Here is a 17,687-nt window from a genome sequence, read left to right on the forward strand (position 1 = left end):
TCACCGGCCGGCTGCGAAGCGAGCCGTGATCTGCGCAGGACTGAGGGTGCCGAGGTGGACGCGTACCGAGTCGATCGCACCGACGAACGTCGGGTCGGTCGGCGGGTTGGGCCACGTCGATTCGATCCTCCCGTGGCCTGCCCGCCAGTACCCGTTGTAGGACACGGCGGTCAGCACGTCTGTCCGTGACGCCGCGAGGACGCCGTCGACGTGAAGTTCGAGCCGGCCCGCGGTGAACTGACCCACCGCGTGGTGCCAGATGCCGTCGTCGATCCGGCCCGGGCTCTGCACGACCTTCGCCACGGACGTGTCCCACACGCCGAACACCAGGCGCCCGTCCGCGCCGACGTAGAAGTTGCGGTCGTACGCGCCCGTGGTCCCCGTCGGCGTCCCGGTGAACCCGAACAGCCTGCCCTGGGGTCGGTCGGTCCGGAACCACAGCTCGGCAGCGAACGTCGGCGGCGCTGTTGTCGAACTCGTCGTGTGGACGACGCCGGACTGGGTCGAGCCGTCGGATAACGTGACGAAGGGGTTCTCGGTGCACGAGCCGTTCGTGCGTGCGGCACCGGCACCCAGGAGTCCGTCGCGGCCGTTGCCGGAGGAGTCCAGCGCCGTCGAGCCGCCGCGTTCCGCGAAGTCCCACGCCAGGGCGGCACCCGCGACACCGCGGTGGAAGCACGGGAACGAGTCCGTCGTGCCGAGTGCGGCATCACTCGTGGTCGACCCGCTGAACCCGGCGCCGGCCGTGGTCGCGGCGATCGCGACGAGTGCCGCGGTCGCGGCGAGGGGGAGCGCGAGTGACGTCCCTCCTGGCGCGTCGGGGCCGGTGGTTCGCACGACGGTCGTGTGCAGGTCCCAGCGGGGCGTCCCGCAGCGGCGGCAGGGAACTCCGGTCCGGAGGTCACGGTCGACGCGCCCCAGCAAGACGAGCGCGATCACCCCGAGGCCCGTCGCGGCGAGCTGCACCCAGTCGCCGGACCGGAGCCACACGCTCGGGAGCCCGACGACCGGGAACCGCAGCACGCCGACGCCGAGGACGGTGTCCGCATCGACCGCGGTCCGGTCCGGCTCCGGGTTGGCGTCCCCGCGGAGTCGCAGGGCGCCGTCGGACTCGATGCGCTCGAGACGGTGGAGTCGCTGGCGGTCCTCGTGGTCCGGGTCCTCGACCAGGAGCACCTGCCCGATGGATGCCGTTCCCGGTTCGATCGGCATCGCTGCGACCACGTCTCCGGTCCGGATGGCCGGGGCCATGGAGTCCGAGACGACGGTGGTCACGCGCCAGTCGAGCGCGGCTGGGAGTGCGGCCCAGACAGCGAGCAGGAACACGGTGGCGAGGGTCGTGCGTGCTGCGATCCCGAGGAGCAGGAGGACGAGGTCGCCGGTGCACCGGGTGGTGCGACGAGCGGACGTGTGTGCCATCGGGTGCTCCTCGGGATCGTCGGGTCTGGCCGTCAACGTCGGGTCTGGTCGTCCGCTCCGGGTCAGTCGGTCTGCGCTTCCCAGACGAACGTGGTGCCGACCGCGGAGTCCTGCGCGGTGTTCGGGGTGTCCGCGTCGAGGGCGTACGAGAATCGGTACGTCGTGGAGGACGTCCCGGTCGCCGGCTTCCAGTCGTCGACGCCATCGCCGAACGACCCGGCGGTGAGCAGTTCGGCGAGCGTGCCGTCGTGCACGGTCGATGCACCCGTGAAGGTGGTGCAGTCCCCGGCGGTGGCGAGGGTTCCGCGCTCGACCGTCATCTGGAGGTGCTGGCCGATGGCGTTCTCGTCCGATTGTGCTGCGGTGTAGAGCCGGACTTCGGACGGGTTCGACGTGGTCGACGTCACCGTGATGCAGTTCGAGCCGGTGCTGCCGGGAACGAGGTCGTCAACGGTGAAGAGCGCCGCTTCCCTGTCGTCGTCGGCGAGCGACACAGCACCGGTGCGCCAAGAGTTCGCGGCGTTGTCGGTGGTGGCGGAGAAGGCGGCGTACGAAGCGGTGGCGATCACGGCCCCGCTCGCGACGACGGCCAGGGGCAGGGCGATCCACGCGGCGGTGCGGCCCTGACGAGTGGTGAGGTGCATGTCGGCTCCAGTCGATTCGGTGTGGTGCTTGATATGCCAACATTGTATATGAATATCAAAGGTTCGCACAACCGAGTCGTCACGATGCGCGACCAATCGATAGGGTCGCGGCATGACCCTCTCCGTCGAGTCGATGACCACCTGGTCCGACGCGGACGTCGCTGACGTCACCGCCCTCGTCCGTCTGCTCGGTCACACCGTCGACGAGCCCGCGATGCGGGCGCGGCTCGCACGGCTCACCCCCGAAGCCGGCCACCGCACGTGGCTGGTACGTGACGACGACGGCCGAGCCGTCGCCGTCGCCGGCGCGCAGGTCACCTGGGCGTACGCCTCCGACGAGCCGACGGCGCAGCTGCTCCTGCTGGTGGTCGACCCGACGGCCAGGAGGCTCGGTACGGGTTCCGTGCTCATCGGCACGTTCGAGACGTGGGCGAGCGAGCAGGGCGCGCGCCGGCTTTCCGCCGTCAGCGCGGCCGCGACGGACAGCGCGCACCGGTTCTACCAGAAGCGCGGGTACCACGAGGCCGGGGTGCGGTACACGCGGATCGTGTAGCGCACCCCGGCCTCGTGGTCGTGGTCTAGCCGAGGGCCTTGGTGATGACCTCGGTGGCCTCTTGTGCGGAGCGCTTCGACGAACCCGTCGCCGGTGCGGCACTCGCGGGGCGGGCAGCCACCGACAGGGGTCGTCCGTCCAGGTGCGGCGAGAGGTTCATGCACACGAACGGCCACGCGCCCTGGTTCTCGGGCTCTTCCTGGGCCCACACGACGTCGGCGTTCGGGTAGCTCGCGAGCACCTCGAGGATCCGCTCGAGGGGGAGCGGTGCCAGCTGCTCGAGCCGGACCAGGGCGACGTCGGTCAGCTCACGCTTGTCCGCCTCGGCGCGCAGGTCGTGGTGGACCTTGCCGGAGTGCAGCACGACGCGGCGCACAGCACCCTTGTCGGTGACCTTCGCGTCGTCGATGACCTCTTCGAAGGTGCCGCTCGTGAACGCCTCGACCGGGCTCGTCGCCTGACGGAGCCGGAGCATCGCCTTCGGGCTGAACAGGACGAGCGGCCGCTGCGGGCGTTCCCACGCCTGACGACGCAGCAGGTGGAAGTACGACGCCGGGGTCGACGGGCGGGCGACCACCATGTTGTCCTCGGCGCAGAGCTGCAGGTAGCGCTCGATGCGGGCGGACGAGTGGTCGGGTCCCTGGCCCTCGTAGCCGTGCGGCAGGAGGAGGACGAGGCCGGAGCGCTGCCCCCACTTCTGCTCGGCGGAGGAGATGAACTCGTCGATGATCGTCTGCGCGCCGTTGGCGAAGTCGCCGAACTGCGCCTCCCAGAGCACGAGCGCCTCCGGACGTTCCACCGAGTAGCCGTACTCGAAGCCCATCGCCGCGTACTCACTGAGCAGGGAGTCGTAGATGTAGAAGCGCGCCTGGTCCTCGGTGAGGTTCGACAGCGGCAGCCACTCCTGGCCGTTCACCCGGTCGTGGAACACCGCCTGACGCTGCACGAACGTGCCACGACGGGCGTCCTGGCCGGCGAGCCGGACCGGCTTGCCCTCGGTCAGGAGCGACCCGATCGCCATGAGCTCGGCCATCGCCCAGTCGACGCCGCCCTTGCGGGTCATGTCGGTGCGCTTCGACAGCAGCGCCTGCAGCTTCGGGTGGATGGAGAACCCGGCGGGCGGGTTGCCGTGCGCGTCGCCGATGAGCTCGACGAGTTCCTTCGAGATCGCGGTCTCGTGGACGTCGTTCTCGGAGTCGTCGCGCTGCGCGGTCGGTCGTTCGAGGCCCTGCACGGCGCCGTCGTCGTCGACGGTGATCACCGGGATGGTGCCGGTCTGTGCCTCGTGCGTCTCCGCGAACGCACGCTCCAGGCGGTCCTGGAAGTCGCGGTGCGCTTCGTCGTACTCCTCTTGCGTGATGTCCCCGCGGCCGACGAGGGCCTCGGTGAAGAGCGTGCGGACCGAGCGCTTCGCCTCGATGAGGTTGTACATGAGTGGCTGCGTCATCGAGGGGTCGTCGCCCTCGTTGTGGCCGCGCCTGCGGTAGCAGACCAGGTCGATCACGACGTCGCGGTGGAACTCCTCGCGGTACGCGAACGCCAGGTCGGCCACGCGTGCGACGGCCTCGGGGTCGTCACCGTTGACGTGGAAGATCGGTGCCTGGATCGTCTTCGCGACGTCGGTGGAGTACACCGAGCTGCGTGCCGACTCCGGCGGGGTGGTGAACCCGACCTGGTTGTTGATGACCAGGTGGACCGTGCCGCCGGTGCGGTACCCGCGGAGCTGGGACATCTGGAGCGTCTCGACGACGACACCCTGTCCGGCCATCGCGGCGTCGCCGTGCACGAGCACGGGGAGCACGCCGAACTCGCCGGCGGGCTTCCGGTCCTGCTTGGCGCGGACGATGCCCTCGAGGACACCGTCGACCGCTTCGAGGTGGGACGGGTTCGCGGCGATCGTGATGGGGATCGACGAGCCGTCAGAGGCCTTGAACACGCCTTCGGTGCCGACGTGGTACTTCACGTCGCCGGAGCCCTGGCCCTGCACGGCACCGGGGAGCGTGGTGCCCTCGAACTCGCGGAAGATCTGGCCGTAGGTCTTACCGGCGATGTTGGTCAGCACGTTGAGCCGACCGCGGTGGGCCATGCCGATCGCGACCTCGTCGAGACCGGCTGCCGCGGCGCCCTGGATCAGGGTGTCGAGGAACGCGATGGTGGACTCGCCGCCCTCGAGGGAGAAGCGCTTCTGGCCGACGTACTTGGTCTGCAGGAAGGTCTCGAACGCCTCGGCCTCGTTGAGCTTGCCGAGGACGCGCAGCTGCTCCTCCTTCGACGGCTTCGAGTACGGCACCTCGATGCGGGACTGTACCCAGCGGCGCTGTTCCGGGTCCTGGATGTGCATGTACTCGATGCCCACGGTGCGGCAGTACGCGTCGCGGAGGACACCGAGGATGTCGCGGAGCGGCGCGCTCGTTGTGCCGGCGAGCCCGCCGGTGACGAACTCGCGGTCGAGGTCCCAGAACGTCAGCCCGTGGCTCTCGATCTCGAGGTCCGGGTGGGTGCGCTGGCGGTACTCGAGCGGGTCGACGTCGGCCATCAGGTGACCGCGGACCCGGAAGCTGTTGATGAGCTCCTGCACGCGGGCCGTCTTGCCGACGCGGTGCGCGAGGTCGACGTTGATGTCGTTCGCCCACTGGATCGGCTTGTAGGGGATGCGGAGCGCCGAGAAGATGCCCTCGTAGAAGTCGTGCTGGCCGATGAGCCGCTCGTGCACCTTCTTCAGGTACTCGCCGGAGCCGGCGCCCTGGATGACGCGGTGGTCGTAGGTGCTGGTGAGCGTGATCGTCTTGCCGACGCCGAGCTCGACGAGCGTCTTCGGCGACGACCCCTGGAACTGTGCCGGGTACTCGAGCGCACCGGCGCCGATGATCGCGCCCTGGCCCTTCGTCAGGCGGGGGACCGAGTGCACCGTGCCGATGCCACCTGGGTTCGTCAGGGAGATCGTCGTGCCCTGGAAGTCCGTCGGCGTGAGCTTGTTGTCGCGGGCGCGCTTGACGAGGTCCTCGTAGGCGGAGAGGAACTGGCCGAACGTCAGCGTCTCGGCGCGCTTGATGCTCGGGACGAGCAGGGAGCGGGTGCCGTCCTTCTTCGGGACGTCGATCGCGATGCCGAGGTTGACGTGCGCGGGCTGCACCACGAACGGCTTGCCGTCGCGCTCCTCGTAGAAGACGTTCTGGCTCGGGAAGTCCTTGAGCGCCTGGACCATCGCCCAGCCGATCAGGTGGGTGAAGGAGATCTTGCCGCCGCGGGCACGCCGCAGGTGGTTGTTGATGACGATGCGGTTGTCGATCATCAGCTTCGCCGGGATCGTGCGGACGCTCGTCGCGGTCGGGACGGTGAGCGAGGCGTCCATGTTCGACGCGAGGGTCTTCGCCATGCCACGGAGCGGGGTGGCCACGTCCTCGTGGGTCTCGTCGTGGTCGTCGGCCTCGTCGTTCGCCTCGGCCGGGATCGGCTGGGGCGACGGCTGCTTGGACGTGGTCTTCGCCTGGATCTGCCCGCCCTTCGCCTCGGCTGCAGGAGCGGCGGGTGCGGGTGCCGCGGATGCGGGTGCTGCGGTCGCGGGCGCCGGTGCTGCTGGTGCCGTGCCCGCGCCCTTGCCGGCGGTCTGGTGGTAGCTCTCGAGGACCGGCCACCACGACTTGTCGACCGACTCCTTGTCGGCGAGGAACTGTTCGTACAGCTCGTCCACCAACCACTCGTTCGCGCCGAATTCGCCCGCGGTCTCGTCAGTTCCGGTCAGATGGCTCGACACAGCCGATCGCCCACTCTCCGTCGATTGATGCTCGTGTGTGTCGTGCGGGGCAACCCTGCTCCACACAGGGGTCAAGCGTAGCCGTTTCCACATGTCCGTTCGGTGTCAGACCGAGGCATGTCGCCGAGCCGTACAGTGGGCGGCATGAGGTTCTACGAGACTCGGCCGACGCACGATCTGACCTACTCCGACGTCTTCCTGGTCCCGAGCCGTTCCGCGGTGACCAGCCGCTTCGACGTGGACCTCTCCGCGAACGACGGCAGCGGCGCCACGATCCCGATCGTCAGCGCGAACATGAACTCGGTGACGGGCCCGCGACTCGCGGCGACCCTGGCGCGTCGTGGTGGCCTCGGGGTGCTGCCGCAGGACATGCACCTGCAGGACCTCGACGCCGCGATCCGCTGGGTGAAGGAACAACCGGTGGAGTTCGACACCGCGATCGAGATGGGCGCGGACACCACCGTCGCCGAGACCCTCGAACAGCTCCTGCCGGTCGCCGGACGCGGTGTGGTGGTGCGTGACGGCGAGGGGGAGTACCTCGGGTGCGTGCCGGCCACCCGCCTCGGCACGGCCGGCCCCGACGCCACGCTGCGCGACCTGCTGCACGGCGCCTCTACGGGCATCGACGCCGAGGACGCCGGCACCCCGCGCCACGTGTACGACGTCCTCACCGCGGCCGGTGCCGACTTCGCTCCGGTCACCCGGCACGGTCGCGTCGTCGGCACCACGAGCCCGACGAGCGCGATCCGGTCGAGCATCTACCGTCCTGCGGTCGACGCGTCCGGTCGACTCCGCGTCGCGGCCGCCATCGGCATCAACGGCGACGTCGCCGCCAAGGCCCAGGCCCTCGCTGCGGCGGGGGTGGACGTCCTCGTGCTCGACACCGCGCACGGCCACCAGGAAGGCATGCTCCGCGCGCTCCGCACCGTCGCGGCGCTCGACCTCGGCATCCCGCTCGTCGCTGGCAACGTCGTCACCGCCGACGCGGTCCACCACCTCGTCGAAGCCGGAGCGTCGATCATCAAGGTCGGTGTCGGCCCCGGCGCGATGTGCACCACCCGCATGATGACCGCGGTGGGACGACCGCAGTTCTCCGCCGTGCTCGAGACCGCGGCGGCGGCTCGGTCCCTCGGCGCGCACGTGTGGGCGGACGGTGGCGTGCGGTACCCGCGCGACGTCGCACTCGCACTGGCCGCCGGCGCGAGCGCGGTCATGATCGGCTCGTGGTTCGCGGGCACGCTCGAAGCTCCCGGGGTCCTCCGTCGCGACGCGAAGGGCGCCGCGTACAAGGAGAGCTGGGGGATGGCGTCGGCCAAGGCGGTGCGCGAGCGCTTCGAACGGCTCGACCCCTACGAGCGGGCGCGCAAGGCGCTCTTCGCCGAGGGCATCTCGTCGTCGACGATCTACCTCGACCCGGAGCGTCCGAGCGTCGAAGACCTGCTCGACATGATCACGACCGGTGTCCGCAGCTCTGCCACGTACGCCGGGGCGACGAGCCTCGCCGAGTTCTCGGAGCGTGCGCTCGTCGGCATCCAGTCCGCCGCCGGGTACGAAGAGGGCAAGCCGCTCCCCGTCAGCTGGTAGCGGCTACGGACGGACGGGAGGCCCGGTGCCAGCTGGCACCGGCCCCCCCGTCCGTCTGTGCGCCCGTCTCTGCCACGAAAGCGACAGTTCGCTGGGACATGCCCGCGTGACTCTGTCGCTTTCGCGGGCGGAGCTGGTGGTCAGCGGCGTCTGGTCGCGTCCTCGACGGTGCCCACGAGCTCTTCGAGGATGTCCTCGAGGAAGAGCACGCCCGTCGTCCGACCGTCCGCGTCGAACGCCCGCGCCACGTGGCGCCCGGCCGCGCGCATCGTCGCGAGTGCGTCCTCGAGGTCCATCTCGGTCCAGAGCGAGATGAGCTGCCGGATGCGCTTCGGCGGGACCGGGTCGTCGAACTCGTCCGGACGCAGGTCGATGACGTCCTTGACGTGCACGTACCCGGTCGGCTCGCCCGTCTCACCGGTCAGCACGTAGCGGGAGAAGCCCCGCTGCGCGACGGCACGCTCGACGTCGCCGGGGGTGGCGTCCTCGGGCAGGGTGACGAGCTCGGACATCGGCACGGCGATGTCCCTGACCTTCTTCTCGGTGAACTCGAACGCCATCTTGAGCGTGCCGCCGTCGTCGGACAGGGTGCCCTCGCGACGGGACTGCTCGACGATCGTCTGCACTTCTTCGACGGTGTAGGCGCTGACGGCCTCGTCCTTCGGCTCGACCTTGAAGAGCCTGAGCACGGCGTTCGCGACCTCGTTCAGGCCGACGACGACCCAGTGCAGGCCGTGCCCGATGTACCAGAGCGTCGGCACGAGGAGCAGGGCGGCACGGTCGGGCATCGAGAACGAGATGTTCTTCGGGACCATCTCGCCGAACACCACGTGCAGGAACGAGACCAGCAGCAGGGTGAACACGAACGCGACGATGCCGATGACCTCGACGCTCCACCCGGTGAGGTGCAGCGGGACCTCGAGCAGGTGGTGGATCGCCGGCTCGGAGACGTTGAGGATGAGCAGCGAGCACACCGTGATCCCGAGCTGGGTGGTGGCGAGCATGCGGGTGGCGTGCTCCATCGCCCACAGCGTCATCTGTGCGGCGCGGGAGCCCTCCTCGGCGCGGGGCTCGATCTGGGAGCGGCGCGCCGAGATGACGGCGAACTCGGCCGCGACGAAGTAGGCGTTGCCGAGCAGCAGCACGACGAGCCAGAAGATGCCCCACCAGTCGGAGCTCATCGGACCGACTCCTTCCGACTGCCCCTGCCAGGGATGGTGACGCCTCCTGGCGGGGTGTCCGTCGGGGTCGGAGTCCAGCGGATCCGGTCGATCCGACGACCGTCGAGGCGTTCGACGCGGAACACGCCGTCCTCGAGCGGGACCTCGTCGCCGACGACCGGCAGCCGGCCGAGCGTCGCCATGATGAACCCGCCGACGGTCTCGTACGGGCCGTCCTCGGGGACCTTCACACCGGCGCGGTCCTCGAGCTCGTCCGGGCGGAGGAGCCCGGGGAACGTCAGCCAGTTGCGGGAGCGGACCACGTCGATGCGTGCCCGGTCGTGCTCGTCGGACACCTCGCCGACGATCTCCTCGATGAGGTCCTCGAGCGTGACGACCCCTGCGGTGCCGCCGTACTCGTCGACGACGATCACCATCTGGTAGCCGCGACCCCTGACCTCGGTGAGGAGGGTGTCGCCCGGCATCGTCTCGGGAACCCGTTCGGCGTCGGTCATGAGCGCACCGACCGGGACCTCCGCGCGCTTCTCGCGCGGGACGGCGACGGCCTGCTTGACGTGCACGATGCCCACGACGTCGTCCGCGTCCTCCTCGATGACGGGGAAGCGGCTGAAGCCGGTGCGGCGTGCGAGCGCGATGACGTCCTCGGCGGACTCGGACACGCGGATGGTCGAGAGCCGGGGGCGCGGGGTCATCACGTCGCTGGCGTCGAGCTCGGAAAACGACAGCGTGCGCTGCAGGAGCGTCGCGGTGTCCTGTTCGAGCGAGCCCTCCGACGCGGAGCGGCGGAGCAACGAGGTGAGCTCCTCGGCGCTGCGCGCGCCGGAGAGCTCCTCCTGCGGCTCGATGCCCATCGCGCGGAGCACGGCGTTCGCGGTGCCGTTCAGCACGGCGACGGCCGGCTTGAACACCGTCGTGAAGGCGATCTGCAGCGGGACCACGAGCTTCGCGGTCTGCAGGGGCAGCGCGAGCGCGAAGTTCTTCGGCACGAGCTCGCCGAGGATCATCGACAGCAGGGTCGCGATGACCAGCGCCACGATCGACCCGACCGTCTCGACGATGCCCTCGGGCAGGTTCATCGCGAGGAACGGGGCTTCGAGGAGCTTGGCGATCGAGGGCTCGAGCAGGTAGCCGGTCAGCAGCGTCGTGAGCGTGATGCCGAGCTGCGCGCTCGACAGGTGCGTCGAGGTGACCTTGAGCGCACCGATGACGGGTGCCAGGCCGGCCTCGCCGCGGTCACGGCGTGCTTCGACGTCGGCGCGGTCGAGGTTCACGAGCGCGAACTCGGACGCCACGAAGACGCCGGTGCCGAGCGTCAGCAGGATGCCGCCGATCAGCATGACGATGTCGACGACGCTCATCGGGTCCACCCCCGCGACGAAGCGGTGCGGGCACACGACGAGTCAGGGCAGCTCACTGAGTGAGCGCCGGATGAGTGATGGGGCGAAGAGCTGTTCGGAGGATCGTCCACAGTGTCTGCAATCGTAGTGCCGCGCCGGGCTCCCTTTCCGAGAATCCGCCTTACTTCGTGACGGTTGCTCGGTGGTACTGCTGCGGCTCGTAGTCGACCTGCACACCGAGCTCGCGGGCTGCCCGCAGCGCGAACGAGGGGTCGCGGAGGAACTCGCGCCCGACCATCACGACGTCGGCCTGCCCGGTCGCGACGATCTGCTCCGCCTGGAACGCGTCGGAGATCATCCCGACCGCGATCGTCCCGATGCCGGCGCCCTGCTTGACCGCGGCCGCGAACGGCACCTGGTACCCGGGGCCGACGGGGATCGGCGCGTTCGCGACGTTGCCGCCGGTCGAGACGTCGGCGAGGTCGGCGCCGTGCTCCGCCGCCCAGCGAGCCACCTGGACGACCTCGTCGAGCGTCAGCCCGCCGTCGGTCCAGTCCGTCGCCGAGAACCGGACGACGACCGGGAAGCCGTCACCGACCTCGGCGCGGACGGCGTCGAGGACGTCGAGCAGCGCCCGCGCGCGGTTCTCGAGCGAGCCGCCGAAGTCGTCGGTGCGGTGGTTGCTCAGCGGCGAGAGGAACTCGTGGAGCAGGTACCCGTGCGCGGCGTGGATCTCGACCAGGTCGAACCCGGCCTCGATCGCACGACGGGCAGCGGCGGCGAAGCCGAGCGCGACCAGACGGATGTCCTCGACTCCGAGCTCGCGCGGGACGTCGTAGCCGGGGAACGCGACGGCCGACGGTGCCACGGCGGTCCATCCACCGTCCGAGGCCGGCACGGTGCCCTGCGTCGGCGACCAGCTGCGGTACGTCGAGGCCTTGCGCCCGGCGTGCGCGAGCTGCACGCCGGCGGCGGCGCCCTGCGAGTGGATGAAGTCGACGATCGGCCGGAACGCGTCGCGCTGCTCGTCGTTCCAGAGGCCGAGGTCCTGCGGGCTGATCCGACCCTCCGGCACGACACCGGTGGCCTCGACGACGACCGCACCCGCGCCGCCCTTCGCGAACCCGCCGAGGTGCACGAGGTGCCACGGCGTCGGGACACCGTCCTGCTGTTCGACCGAGTACTGGCACATCGGGGAGACCCAGATGCGGTTGCGGACCGTCAGGTCGCGGATGGTGATCGGTTCGAACAGGGCGTGCGTCACGCGGTGGCTCCTTCGGTCTCCGACAGGCGCTCCAGGAAGCTCCGCAGCCCGGCCGGTGAGGTGTAGTGGTGGCCGACCGCCCCGATCGCTTCCGCACCGGTGGCGTTCTCGGCCCTGTTGTCCACGAACACCATCTGCGCCGGGGTGATTCCCAGCCGGTCGCACGTGGTGCGGTAGATGGACGGATCGGGCTTCAGCACGTGCTCCTCCGCGCTGACCACGACGGTCTCGAACATCGACGCCATCGGGGAGCGGCGGTAGGGGTCGCCGAAGTCGAACCCGGCGTTCGACAGGAGGGCGATGCGGGTCCCGGCCTCGTGCAGCTCCTCGACGAGGTCGAGCACGTCGGGGTCGACCTCGAACCAGCCGGTGAAGTCGAGGGCCCAGAAGCGGTGGATCTCGCTGACCGACCAGGTCCGACCGGTGCGGGCGGCGATGGCGCGCCAGTAGTCGAGCACCGAGAGGTCGCCACGGTCGAGGTCGTGACGAAGCTCCTGGTACACGGGGAAGAGCTCGTCGGCGGCGAGCCCCGTCGCCGCGAGCAGGGCGTCCCTGGCGGCGTGCGGTGTCCGGCTGATCACCTCGCCGTAGTCGAAGACGACGACACGACCAGGCAGGAACAGGCTCATGCGCTCCACCGTAACGTGGGGGTGGTGAACGACTTCGTCTCCGTCTTCCCGTCCGATGCCGCCTCGTGGATCACGGTCCCGACCGGCGACACGACGAAGTACCGGCGGGGGGTCCTCGGCGTCGCGACCGGCTCCGCCGCCTACCCGGGCGCCGCGGTGATGGGGGTCGACGCCGCCGTGCACACCGGGGTCGGCATGGTCCGGTACGTCGGGCCGACCCGTGCGACGGACTCCGTGCTCGCCCGCCGCCCCGAGGTCGTGTCCGGTGTCGGTCGTGTCCAGGCCTGGCTCGTCGGGTCGGGCATCGCCGCGGACTCCCTCGACGACCTCGACGAGACCACCGCCGACGCGTTCCGGCACGCGTCCGATGACGGCGTGCCGGTGGTCGTCGACGCCGGGGCCATCCCGCTCGTCGACCTCGGCCCGCTCGCGGTGCTGACCCCGCACGCCGGGGAGCTCGCTGCGCTGCTGCAGGTGTCCCGGGATGCCGTCGAGGACGACCCGCGGGGGTCGGCACTCCGCGCCGCCGAGCGGACCGGGAGCGTCGTGCTCCTCAAGGGATCCGACACACACGTCGTGACGCCGGACGGTTCGGTCCGGCTCGTGGCCTCCTCCGCCACACCCTGGCTCGCCGCCGCCGGCGCCGGAGACGTCCTCGGCGGGGTGCTCGGTGCGCTCGTCGCCGGCCGGGCCGGTCAGGGCGAGGTCGGTCCCGAGGAGCTCGCGCACCTCGCTGCCGCCGCCGCCGTCGTGCACGGTACCGCGGCGCGGCGTGCGTCCGGGGGTGGGCCCTTCACGATGACCGCCCTGATCGAGGCCCTGCCCGGCGTGGTCCGCGACCTCGCCGTCACCGGGGACGCCACCGTGTGACGACGCCGTCGGCTGATTCGTGCGCGCCGGCTCGCGTGCGCTCGTGTGCACTTGTGCACTTGTGCACCGATCGGAGCCCGACTCGGAACGACAGCGTCGCTGTCGTACGACGTCCGCGTTGTCGTCCCAAGGCGCCTGCAACTGTTGCAGGCGCGGGATTGCGACAGTGTCGCTGTTGTACGACAGCGACATCGTCGCTGGTTGCAGACGCAAGCGGACGGTGCGACGGGCGGACGGTGCGACGGAAGGACGGGCGGACGGGAGGTTCGGTACCGGACGTGCGCCGAGCCTCCCGTCGGGTGGGTGGCGGTGTACCCGACTCGGAACGACAGCACCGCTGTCGGACGACGTCCACGTTGTCGTCGCACCGCGCCCGCAACTGTTGCGTGCGCGGGTCAGCGACAGGATCGCTGTCGTACGACAGCGACGTTGTCGCTGGTTGCAGACGCGCGGGTCCGCGGGCTGGCCACCCACCGGACGGGAGGCTCGGTGCCGGACGTGCGCCGAGCCTCCCGTCCGGCGGGTGGCGGTGGACCCGACTCGGGACGACAGGCGCGCTGTCGCTCACCTCGCGCGTCACGACGCGGTTGCGACGTCGCGTGCAGTGTCGCGGGAACACGCAACCGCAGCGGGAAGACGCACCGCGCGTGGGAGCCCGCACCGATCCCGCCAGCGGTGGCGCAGAGCCTCGTGGGACCGCCGGAGAACGCGTAGACAGACAGCCGAGGGACGACACCCGACCGATCAGACACGGTGGCCCGTCCTCGGAAGGCGATCCACGACCATGCAGTACGCGCAGCACCCCGTCCAGCTCCGGGACGACCGATGAAGGTCGCTCGGGCGCTCCTCGTGTTCTCCGCCGTCCTCGCCGCCGCCGTGACGCTGGGTGCCGTCACGACCGCTGATGCCCGCCCGTGGGTCGGCGATCCCGCCTCGCCGCTCGCGGTGGCACCGACGCCCACGCCGACGCCCACGCCTCCCGCCGATGGTGCGGCTCCGACGTTCTCCGAGGACTTCGACACCCCTGCGGCCGCCGGCGGACAGTTCGCCGCCACGTACGCCGGGTCGTGGCAGCCCTACCCGGACGGCATGAGCGGCAAGTACTGGTCCGGCGAGGTCGTCAGCGCCCACGACGGGATCATGGACGTCGCAATGGACGGGACGCGTGGAGCCGCCGGCACCTTCGGCACGCCGGACGGAGCCTGGTCGCACGTCGGCGGGACCTTCAGCGTGCGGGCACGAGCCATCGGCGGGGACGGCAACGGCGCCGCCTTCATGCTCTGGCCGACCTCGAACGTCTGGTCGGAGGGCGAGCTGGACTTCCCCGAGGGGACCTTCCAGGGCACCGTCGGAGCGTTCAGCCACTCGATGGTGCCCGGTCAGGAGCGGAACGCGATCGGCCTGCACACGGACGCGACCTGGCGGCAGTGGCACACGTACACGACCGAGTGGATCCCCGGCGTCTCGGTCCGGTACTTCGTGGACGGCGAGCTCGTGCTCACGGTCACCAAGCACGTGCCGACCACCGCGCACCGGTTCATGTTCCAGATCGGGAACTACGGGAACCCTGGGCACCTCGAGATCGACTGGGTGAAGACCTGGGACCGGTGAGTCGGGGCGGGGTGCTCTACCCGGCGGGCGTCGCGTGGACGAGGAACTCGACCGCGCCGTCCGCGTCGACCTTCACGAACCCGAGACTCGGCGCCTGCACGCCGTAGTCGGCGAACGTGATCGGGATCGAGCCGGAGATGTCGACGCCGTCGCCGTTCAGGCCGACCTGCAGCGTCGCGGTGACCGACTTCGTCACGCCGTGCAGCGTCAGGTCGCCGGCGGCCTGCACGGTCGTGGTCCCACTCCCGGACGGGACGGCATCCGCGATCGGGCTCGTCAGCGTGAAGGTCGCCTTCGGGAACGCCGCGGTGTCGAGCGCGGAATCGCGGAAGTACGAGTCCCGCTGTGCGGAGTCGGTGGCGATGTCGGCGACCTCGACCTCGATCGACGCCGCCGTGATCGACGAGCCGTCGACCGTCGCGGTCCCGCTGACGCTGTCCGTCCGCCCGGTGACGGTCACGTCGGAACCGTTGAGGACCTCGTGCAGCCGGTAGCCGGCCTCGGAGCCGCTGCCGACGGTCCAGTCGCCGGCGAGATCGCTCGCGTCGAGTGTCGACGGGGCACGACTCGCGGCGACGCTCGGCTCCGCCTCGGCCTTGGCGTTCTCGGTGTTCGAGTACACCGTCGTGCCGATCACCGTCCCGACGACGCCGAGGACCACGACGGCTGCCGCGATCGAGATCCAGATGGTGGCCCTGCGCTTGCCGGTGCGCTTGCGTGGAGTGGTCACCCTCAGACGGTGACACGTCATCCTCGGGAAGTCCTGGGGATCGCGCCGCTACGATCCTGGGGTGCTGAGGTCCAGGTCGTTCGAGGTCGTGGGCTTCGCCGTCGCGTTCGTCGCGGTGCACGCCGTGCTCTGGTGGCTGACCGCGACGACCGCGAACCTGCCGCTCGGCGACGTCACGATCACCTACCGACGGTGGATCGAGACCGGGCTCACGTCCCACTACTGGGTCGGCATGGACTCGGACTGGGTGTACCCGATCCTGGCGATCGTCCCCATGGCCGCAGCCGCACTCGGCGGAGCGGCGTCGATCGGCACCGGGTGGCTCGTCCTGATGGTCTTGCTCGACGCCGCCGCGTGCGCGTTCCTCTGGCGGTTCCGGGCGCTCGGCGTGCGGGTCGTCTGGTGGTGGCTCGTGTTCCTCCTCGCGCTCGGGCCGATCGCCCTCGGGCGGATCGACACCGTCGCGACCGCGGTGGCGATGGTCGGCGTGTGCTTCGTCGCGTCCCGGCCGGCGGTGGCCGCTGCCGTGTTCACCGCCGCCGCGTGGATCAAGGTGTGGCCGGCCGCGCTCGTCGGTGTGCTGCTCGTGGTGCGGCGCGGGCACCGGCGCGGGGTCCTCGTCGGTGCGCTCGTCGTCACCGCGCTGGTCGTCCTCGTCGACGTGCTGTTCGGCGGTGCCGCCCACCTGCTGTCCTTCGTCGGACAGCAGAGCGGTCGGGCGCTCCAGATCGAGGCGCCGCTCGCGACGCCGTTCATGTGGGCGGCCGCCGCGCACGTCCCGGGGGCCGCGGTGTTCTACGACCGGGAGATCCTCACCTTCGAGGTCTCGGGGAACGGCACCCACCTGGCCGCAGCCGCCTCCACGCCCCTGATGGCGCTCGTGGTCCTCGGCGGCATCGCGCTCGCCGCGTGGGCCGTCGTCCGCGGCGCCCGTCGAGCCGAGGTCGCGCCGCTGCTCGCACTGGTGCTCGTCGCGGCGCTCATCGCCACGAACAAGGTCGGGTCCCCGCAGTACATCGGGTGGTTCGCGGTGCCGATCGTGTGGGGACTGATCGCCGGCCGGGGGAGTGCACGACGGTTCCTGCCGATCGCGATGGCGGCGCTGCCCATGGCGTTCCTGACGCAGCTGATCTACCCCGCCTACTACGACCAGGTGCTCACCGTGCAGCCGTGGATCCTCGTCGTGCTCACGATCCGGAACGCCCTCGAGGTCGCGATCCTCGTCTGGGCTCTCGTGCTCGTCGTCCGGATCGGGCTCCGGGCCCGGCGGGGTGCGCTCGTCGGGTCCGGGCCGGGCGTCGCCGCAGAGGGCAGGATGGACCCATGATCGTCGCCTTCTCCGTCGCCCCGTCCGGTGGCCCGTCAGCCTCGTCCGACGGGTCCGTCCACGACGCCGTCGCCGCGGCCGTCCGTGTCGTCCGCGAGTCGGGTCTGCCGAACCGCACCTCGTCGATGTTCACCGAGATCGAGGGGGAGTGGGACGAGGTCATGGACGTCGTCAAGCGTGCGACCGAGGCCGTCGGCGCGTACGGCACCCGGGTGTCCCTCGTCCTGAAGGCCGACATCCGCCCTGGTCACACGGGCGAGCTCGACGGCAAGCTCGAGCGGCTCGAGGCTGCGCTCGACTCCTGAGTCCTCGCCGCTGCGCCGGCGACACGCCGTCGTCCTCCCGAGGATGTCGGTGGTCGGGTGTGTCATGTTGCGCAGATGGTCGCACCGGGCGGCCACCGACGTGACGAGGAGATCGTGATGATGCACGACGGCTGGTGCCCCGACTGCGACCTGCGAACGGTCGTCATCGACGTGGACTCCGACGAGCAGAACGCCTGGGCCACCTGCACCGAGTGCGGTGCCGGGTGGGTGCACCGCGACGACGTCCCCGCGCCGGTGGTCGTCCACCGGCAGCCGGAGCGTCGCGCCGCCTGAACAGCGGGCATCGAATCGATTCGGTCCGCCGGGTTCCGCTGACGGTTTGGAGCGGTCTACACTGATCCGACCGGGCCGTCCATTCGGACCGGTCTCTTCCGTTCACCGACGAGCGGACCGGCGAACGCCGGCCGCGACGCCGCCGTCCCGAACGGGGGGCCCGGCGCGCTCCGCCACGCGCCGCA

The 17,687-nt window shown here is 70.6% G+C and carries 15 protein-coding genes; 7 read left to right on the forward strand and 8 right to left on the reverse strand.

Going from position 1 to position 17,687, the window contains the following annotated elements:
• Positions 1–1,419: a LamG-like jellyroll fold domain-containing protein gene (locus ACEN9V_RS00590; protein WP_413601723.1), complete on the reverse strand. Its 1,419-nt coding sequence runs from the start codon at positions 1,417–1,419 to the stop codon at positions 1–3.
• A gap of 62 nt (positions 1,420–1,481) precedes the next feature.
• Positions 1,482–2,063 (reverse strand): hypothetical protein, encoded by a 582-nt coding sequence (locus ACEN9V_RS00595; RefSeq protein WP_413601724.1) that lies wholly within the window; start codon positions 2,061–2,063, stop codon positions 1,482–1,484.
• A gap of 112 nt (positions 2,064–2,175) precedes the next feature.
• Between ACEN9V_RS00595 and ACEN9V_RS00600 the strand changes: the two genes are divergently transcribed.
• Entirely contained in the window at positions 2,176–2,616 is a 441-nt protein-coding gene (locus tag ACEN9V_RS00600) for a GNAT family N-acetyltransferase (protein ID WP_413601725.1), read from the forward strand.
• A gap of 25 nt (positions 2,617–2,641) precedes the next feature.
• On the opposite strand, the gene ACEN9V_RS00605 is transcribed toward ACEN9V_RS00600, so the two are convergent.
• On the reverse strand, positions 2,642–6,370 hold the full coding sequence (locus tag ACEN9V_RS00605) for a multifunctional oxoglutarate decarboxylase/oxoglutarate dehydrogenase thiamine pyrophosphate-binding subunit/dihydrolipoyllysine-residue succinyltransferase subunit (RefSeq protein ID WP_413601726.1): 3,729 nt from the start codon (positions 6,368–6,370) through the stop codon (positions 2,642–2,644).
• Positions 6,371–6,514: 144 nt separating this feature from the next.
• Between ACEN9V_RS00605 and ACEN9V_RS00610 the strand changes: the two genes are divergently transcribed.
• Positions 6,515–7,954 carry a GuaB1 family IMP dehydrogenase-related protein gene (locus tag ACEN9V_RS00610; RefSeq protein WP_413601727.1) on the forward strand — a complete coding sequence of 480 codons (1,440 nt, stop codon included), beginning with the start codon at positions 6,515–6,517 and terminating at the stop codon, positions 7,952–7,954.
• Between the two features lie 140 nt (positions 7,955–8,094).
• Here the strand turns inward: ACEN9V_RS00610 and ACEN9V_RS00615 are convergent, their stop codons facing one another.
• The 4 genes from ACEN9V_RS00615 to ACEN9V_RS00630 all read right to left on the reverse strand — a co-directional run bounded on the left by ACEN9V_RS00615 (position 8,095) and on the right by ACEN9V_RS00630 (position 12,365).
• Complete coding sequence (locus tag ACEN9V_RS00615; RefSeq protein WP_413601728.1) at positions 8,095–9,135, reverse strand: hemolysin family protein; 1,041 nt, start codon at positions 9,133–9,135, stop codon at positions 8,095–8,097.
• The gene (locus ACEN9V_RS00620) at positions 9,132–10,493 is read right to left on the reverse strand and encodes a hemolysin family protein (RefSeq protein WP_413601729.1); all 1,362 of its coding nucleotides are present in this window, start codon (positions 10,491–10,493) and stop codon (positions 9,132–9,134) included. The genes ACEN9V_RS00615 and ACEN9V_RS00620 overlap by 4 nt, the downstream gene beginning before the upstream one ends.
• A 160-nt stretch (positions 10,494–10,653) precedes the next feature.
• Entirely contained in the window at positions 10,654–11,736 is a 1,083-nt protein-coding gene (locus tag ACEN9V_RS00625; RefSeq protein ID WP_413601730.1) for an NADH:flavin oxidoreductase/NADH oxidase, read from the reverse strand.
• Positions 11,733–12,365, reverse strand: a complete 633-nt coding sequence (locus ACEN9V_RS00630; RefSeq protein WP_402728934.1) for an HAD family hydrolase — start codon at positions 12,363–12,365, stop codon at positions 11,733–11,735. The genes ACEN9V_RS00625 and ACEN9V_RS00630 overlap by 4 nt, the downstream gene beginning before the upstream one ends.
• 24 nt (positions 12,366–12,389) lie before the next feature.
• On the opposite strand from ACEN9V_RS00630, the gene ACEN9V_RS00635 reads away from it, so the two are divergent.
• Together ACEN9V_RS00635 and ACEN9V_RS00640 are read left to right on the forward strand one after the other, a co-directional pair.
• Positions 12,390–13,235: an NAD(P)H-hydrate dehydratase gene (locus ACEN9V_RS00635; protein ID WP_413601731.1), complete on the forward strand. Its 846-nt coding sequence runs from the start codon at positions 12,390–12,392 to the stop codon at positions 13,233–13,235.
• Between the two features lie 825 nt (positions 13,236–14,060).
• The gene (locus ACEN9V_RS00640; RefSeq protein WP_413601732.1) at positions 14,061–14,846 is read left to right on the forward strand and encodes a family 16 glycosylhydrolase; all 786 of its coding nucleotides are present in this window, start codon (positions 14,061–14,063) and stop codon (positions 14,844–14,846) included.
• Positions 14,847–14,862: 16 nt separating this feature from the next.
• Here the strand turns inward: ACEN9V_RS00640 and ACEN9V_RS00645 are convergent, their stop codons facing one another.
• Positions 14,863–15,576 (reverse strand): YceI family protein, encoded by a 714-nt coding sequence (locus tag ACEN9V_RS00645; RefSeq protein WP_413601733.1) that lies wholly within the window; start codon positions 15,574–15,576, stop codon positions 14,863–14,865.
• Positions 15,577–15,637: 61 nt separating this feature from the next.
• Here ACEN9V_RS00645 and ACEN9V_RS00650 point away from each other — a divergent pair, with 61 nt between their 5' ends.
• From ACEN9V_RS00650 to ACEN9V_RS00660, 3 genes are all read left to right on the forward strand, one after another.
• Positions 15,638–16,903 carry a hypothetical protein gene (locus tag ACEN9V_RS00650; RefSeq protein WP_413601734.1) on the forward strand — a complete coding sequence of 422 codons (1,266 nt, stop codon included), beginning with the start codon at positions 15,638–15,640 and terminating at the stop codon, positions 16,901–16,903.
• Entirely contained in the window at positions 16,900–17,208 is a 309-nt protein-coding gene (locus ACEN9V_RS00655; protein ID WP_413601735.1) for an MTH1187 family thiamine-binding protein, read from the forward strand. The genes ACEN9V_RS00650 and ACEN9V_RS00655 overlap by 4 nt, the downstream gene beginning before the upstream one ends.
• 75 nt (positions 17,209–17,283) lie before the next feature.
• Positions 17,284–17,502: a hypothetical protein gene (locus tag ACEN9V_RS00660; protein WP_413601736.1), complete on the forward strand. Its 219-nt coding sequence runs from the start codon at positions 17,284–17,286 to the stop codon at positions 17,500–17,502.
• Positions 17,503–17,687: the final 185 nt, after the last annotated feature.

Source organism: Curtobacterium sp. Curtsp57 (assembly GCF_047324335.1).
Classification (GTDB): Bacteria; Actinomycetota; Actinomycetes; order Actinomycetales; family Microbacteriaceae; genus Curtobacterium.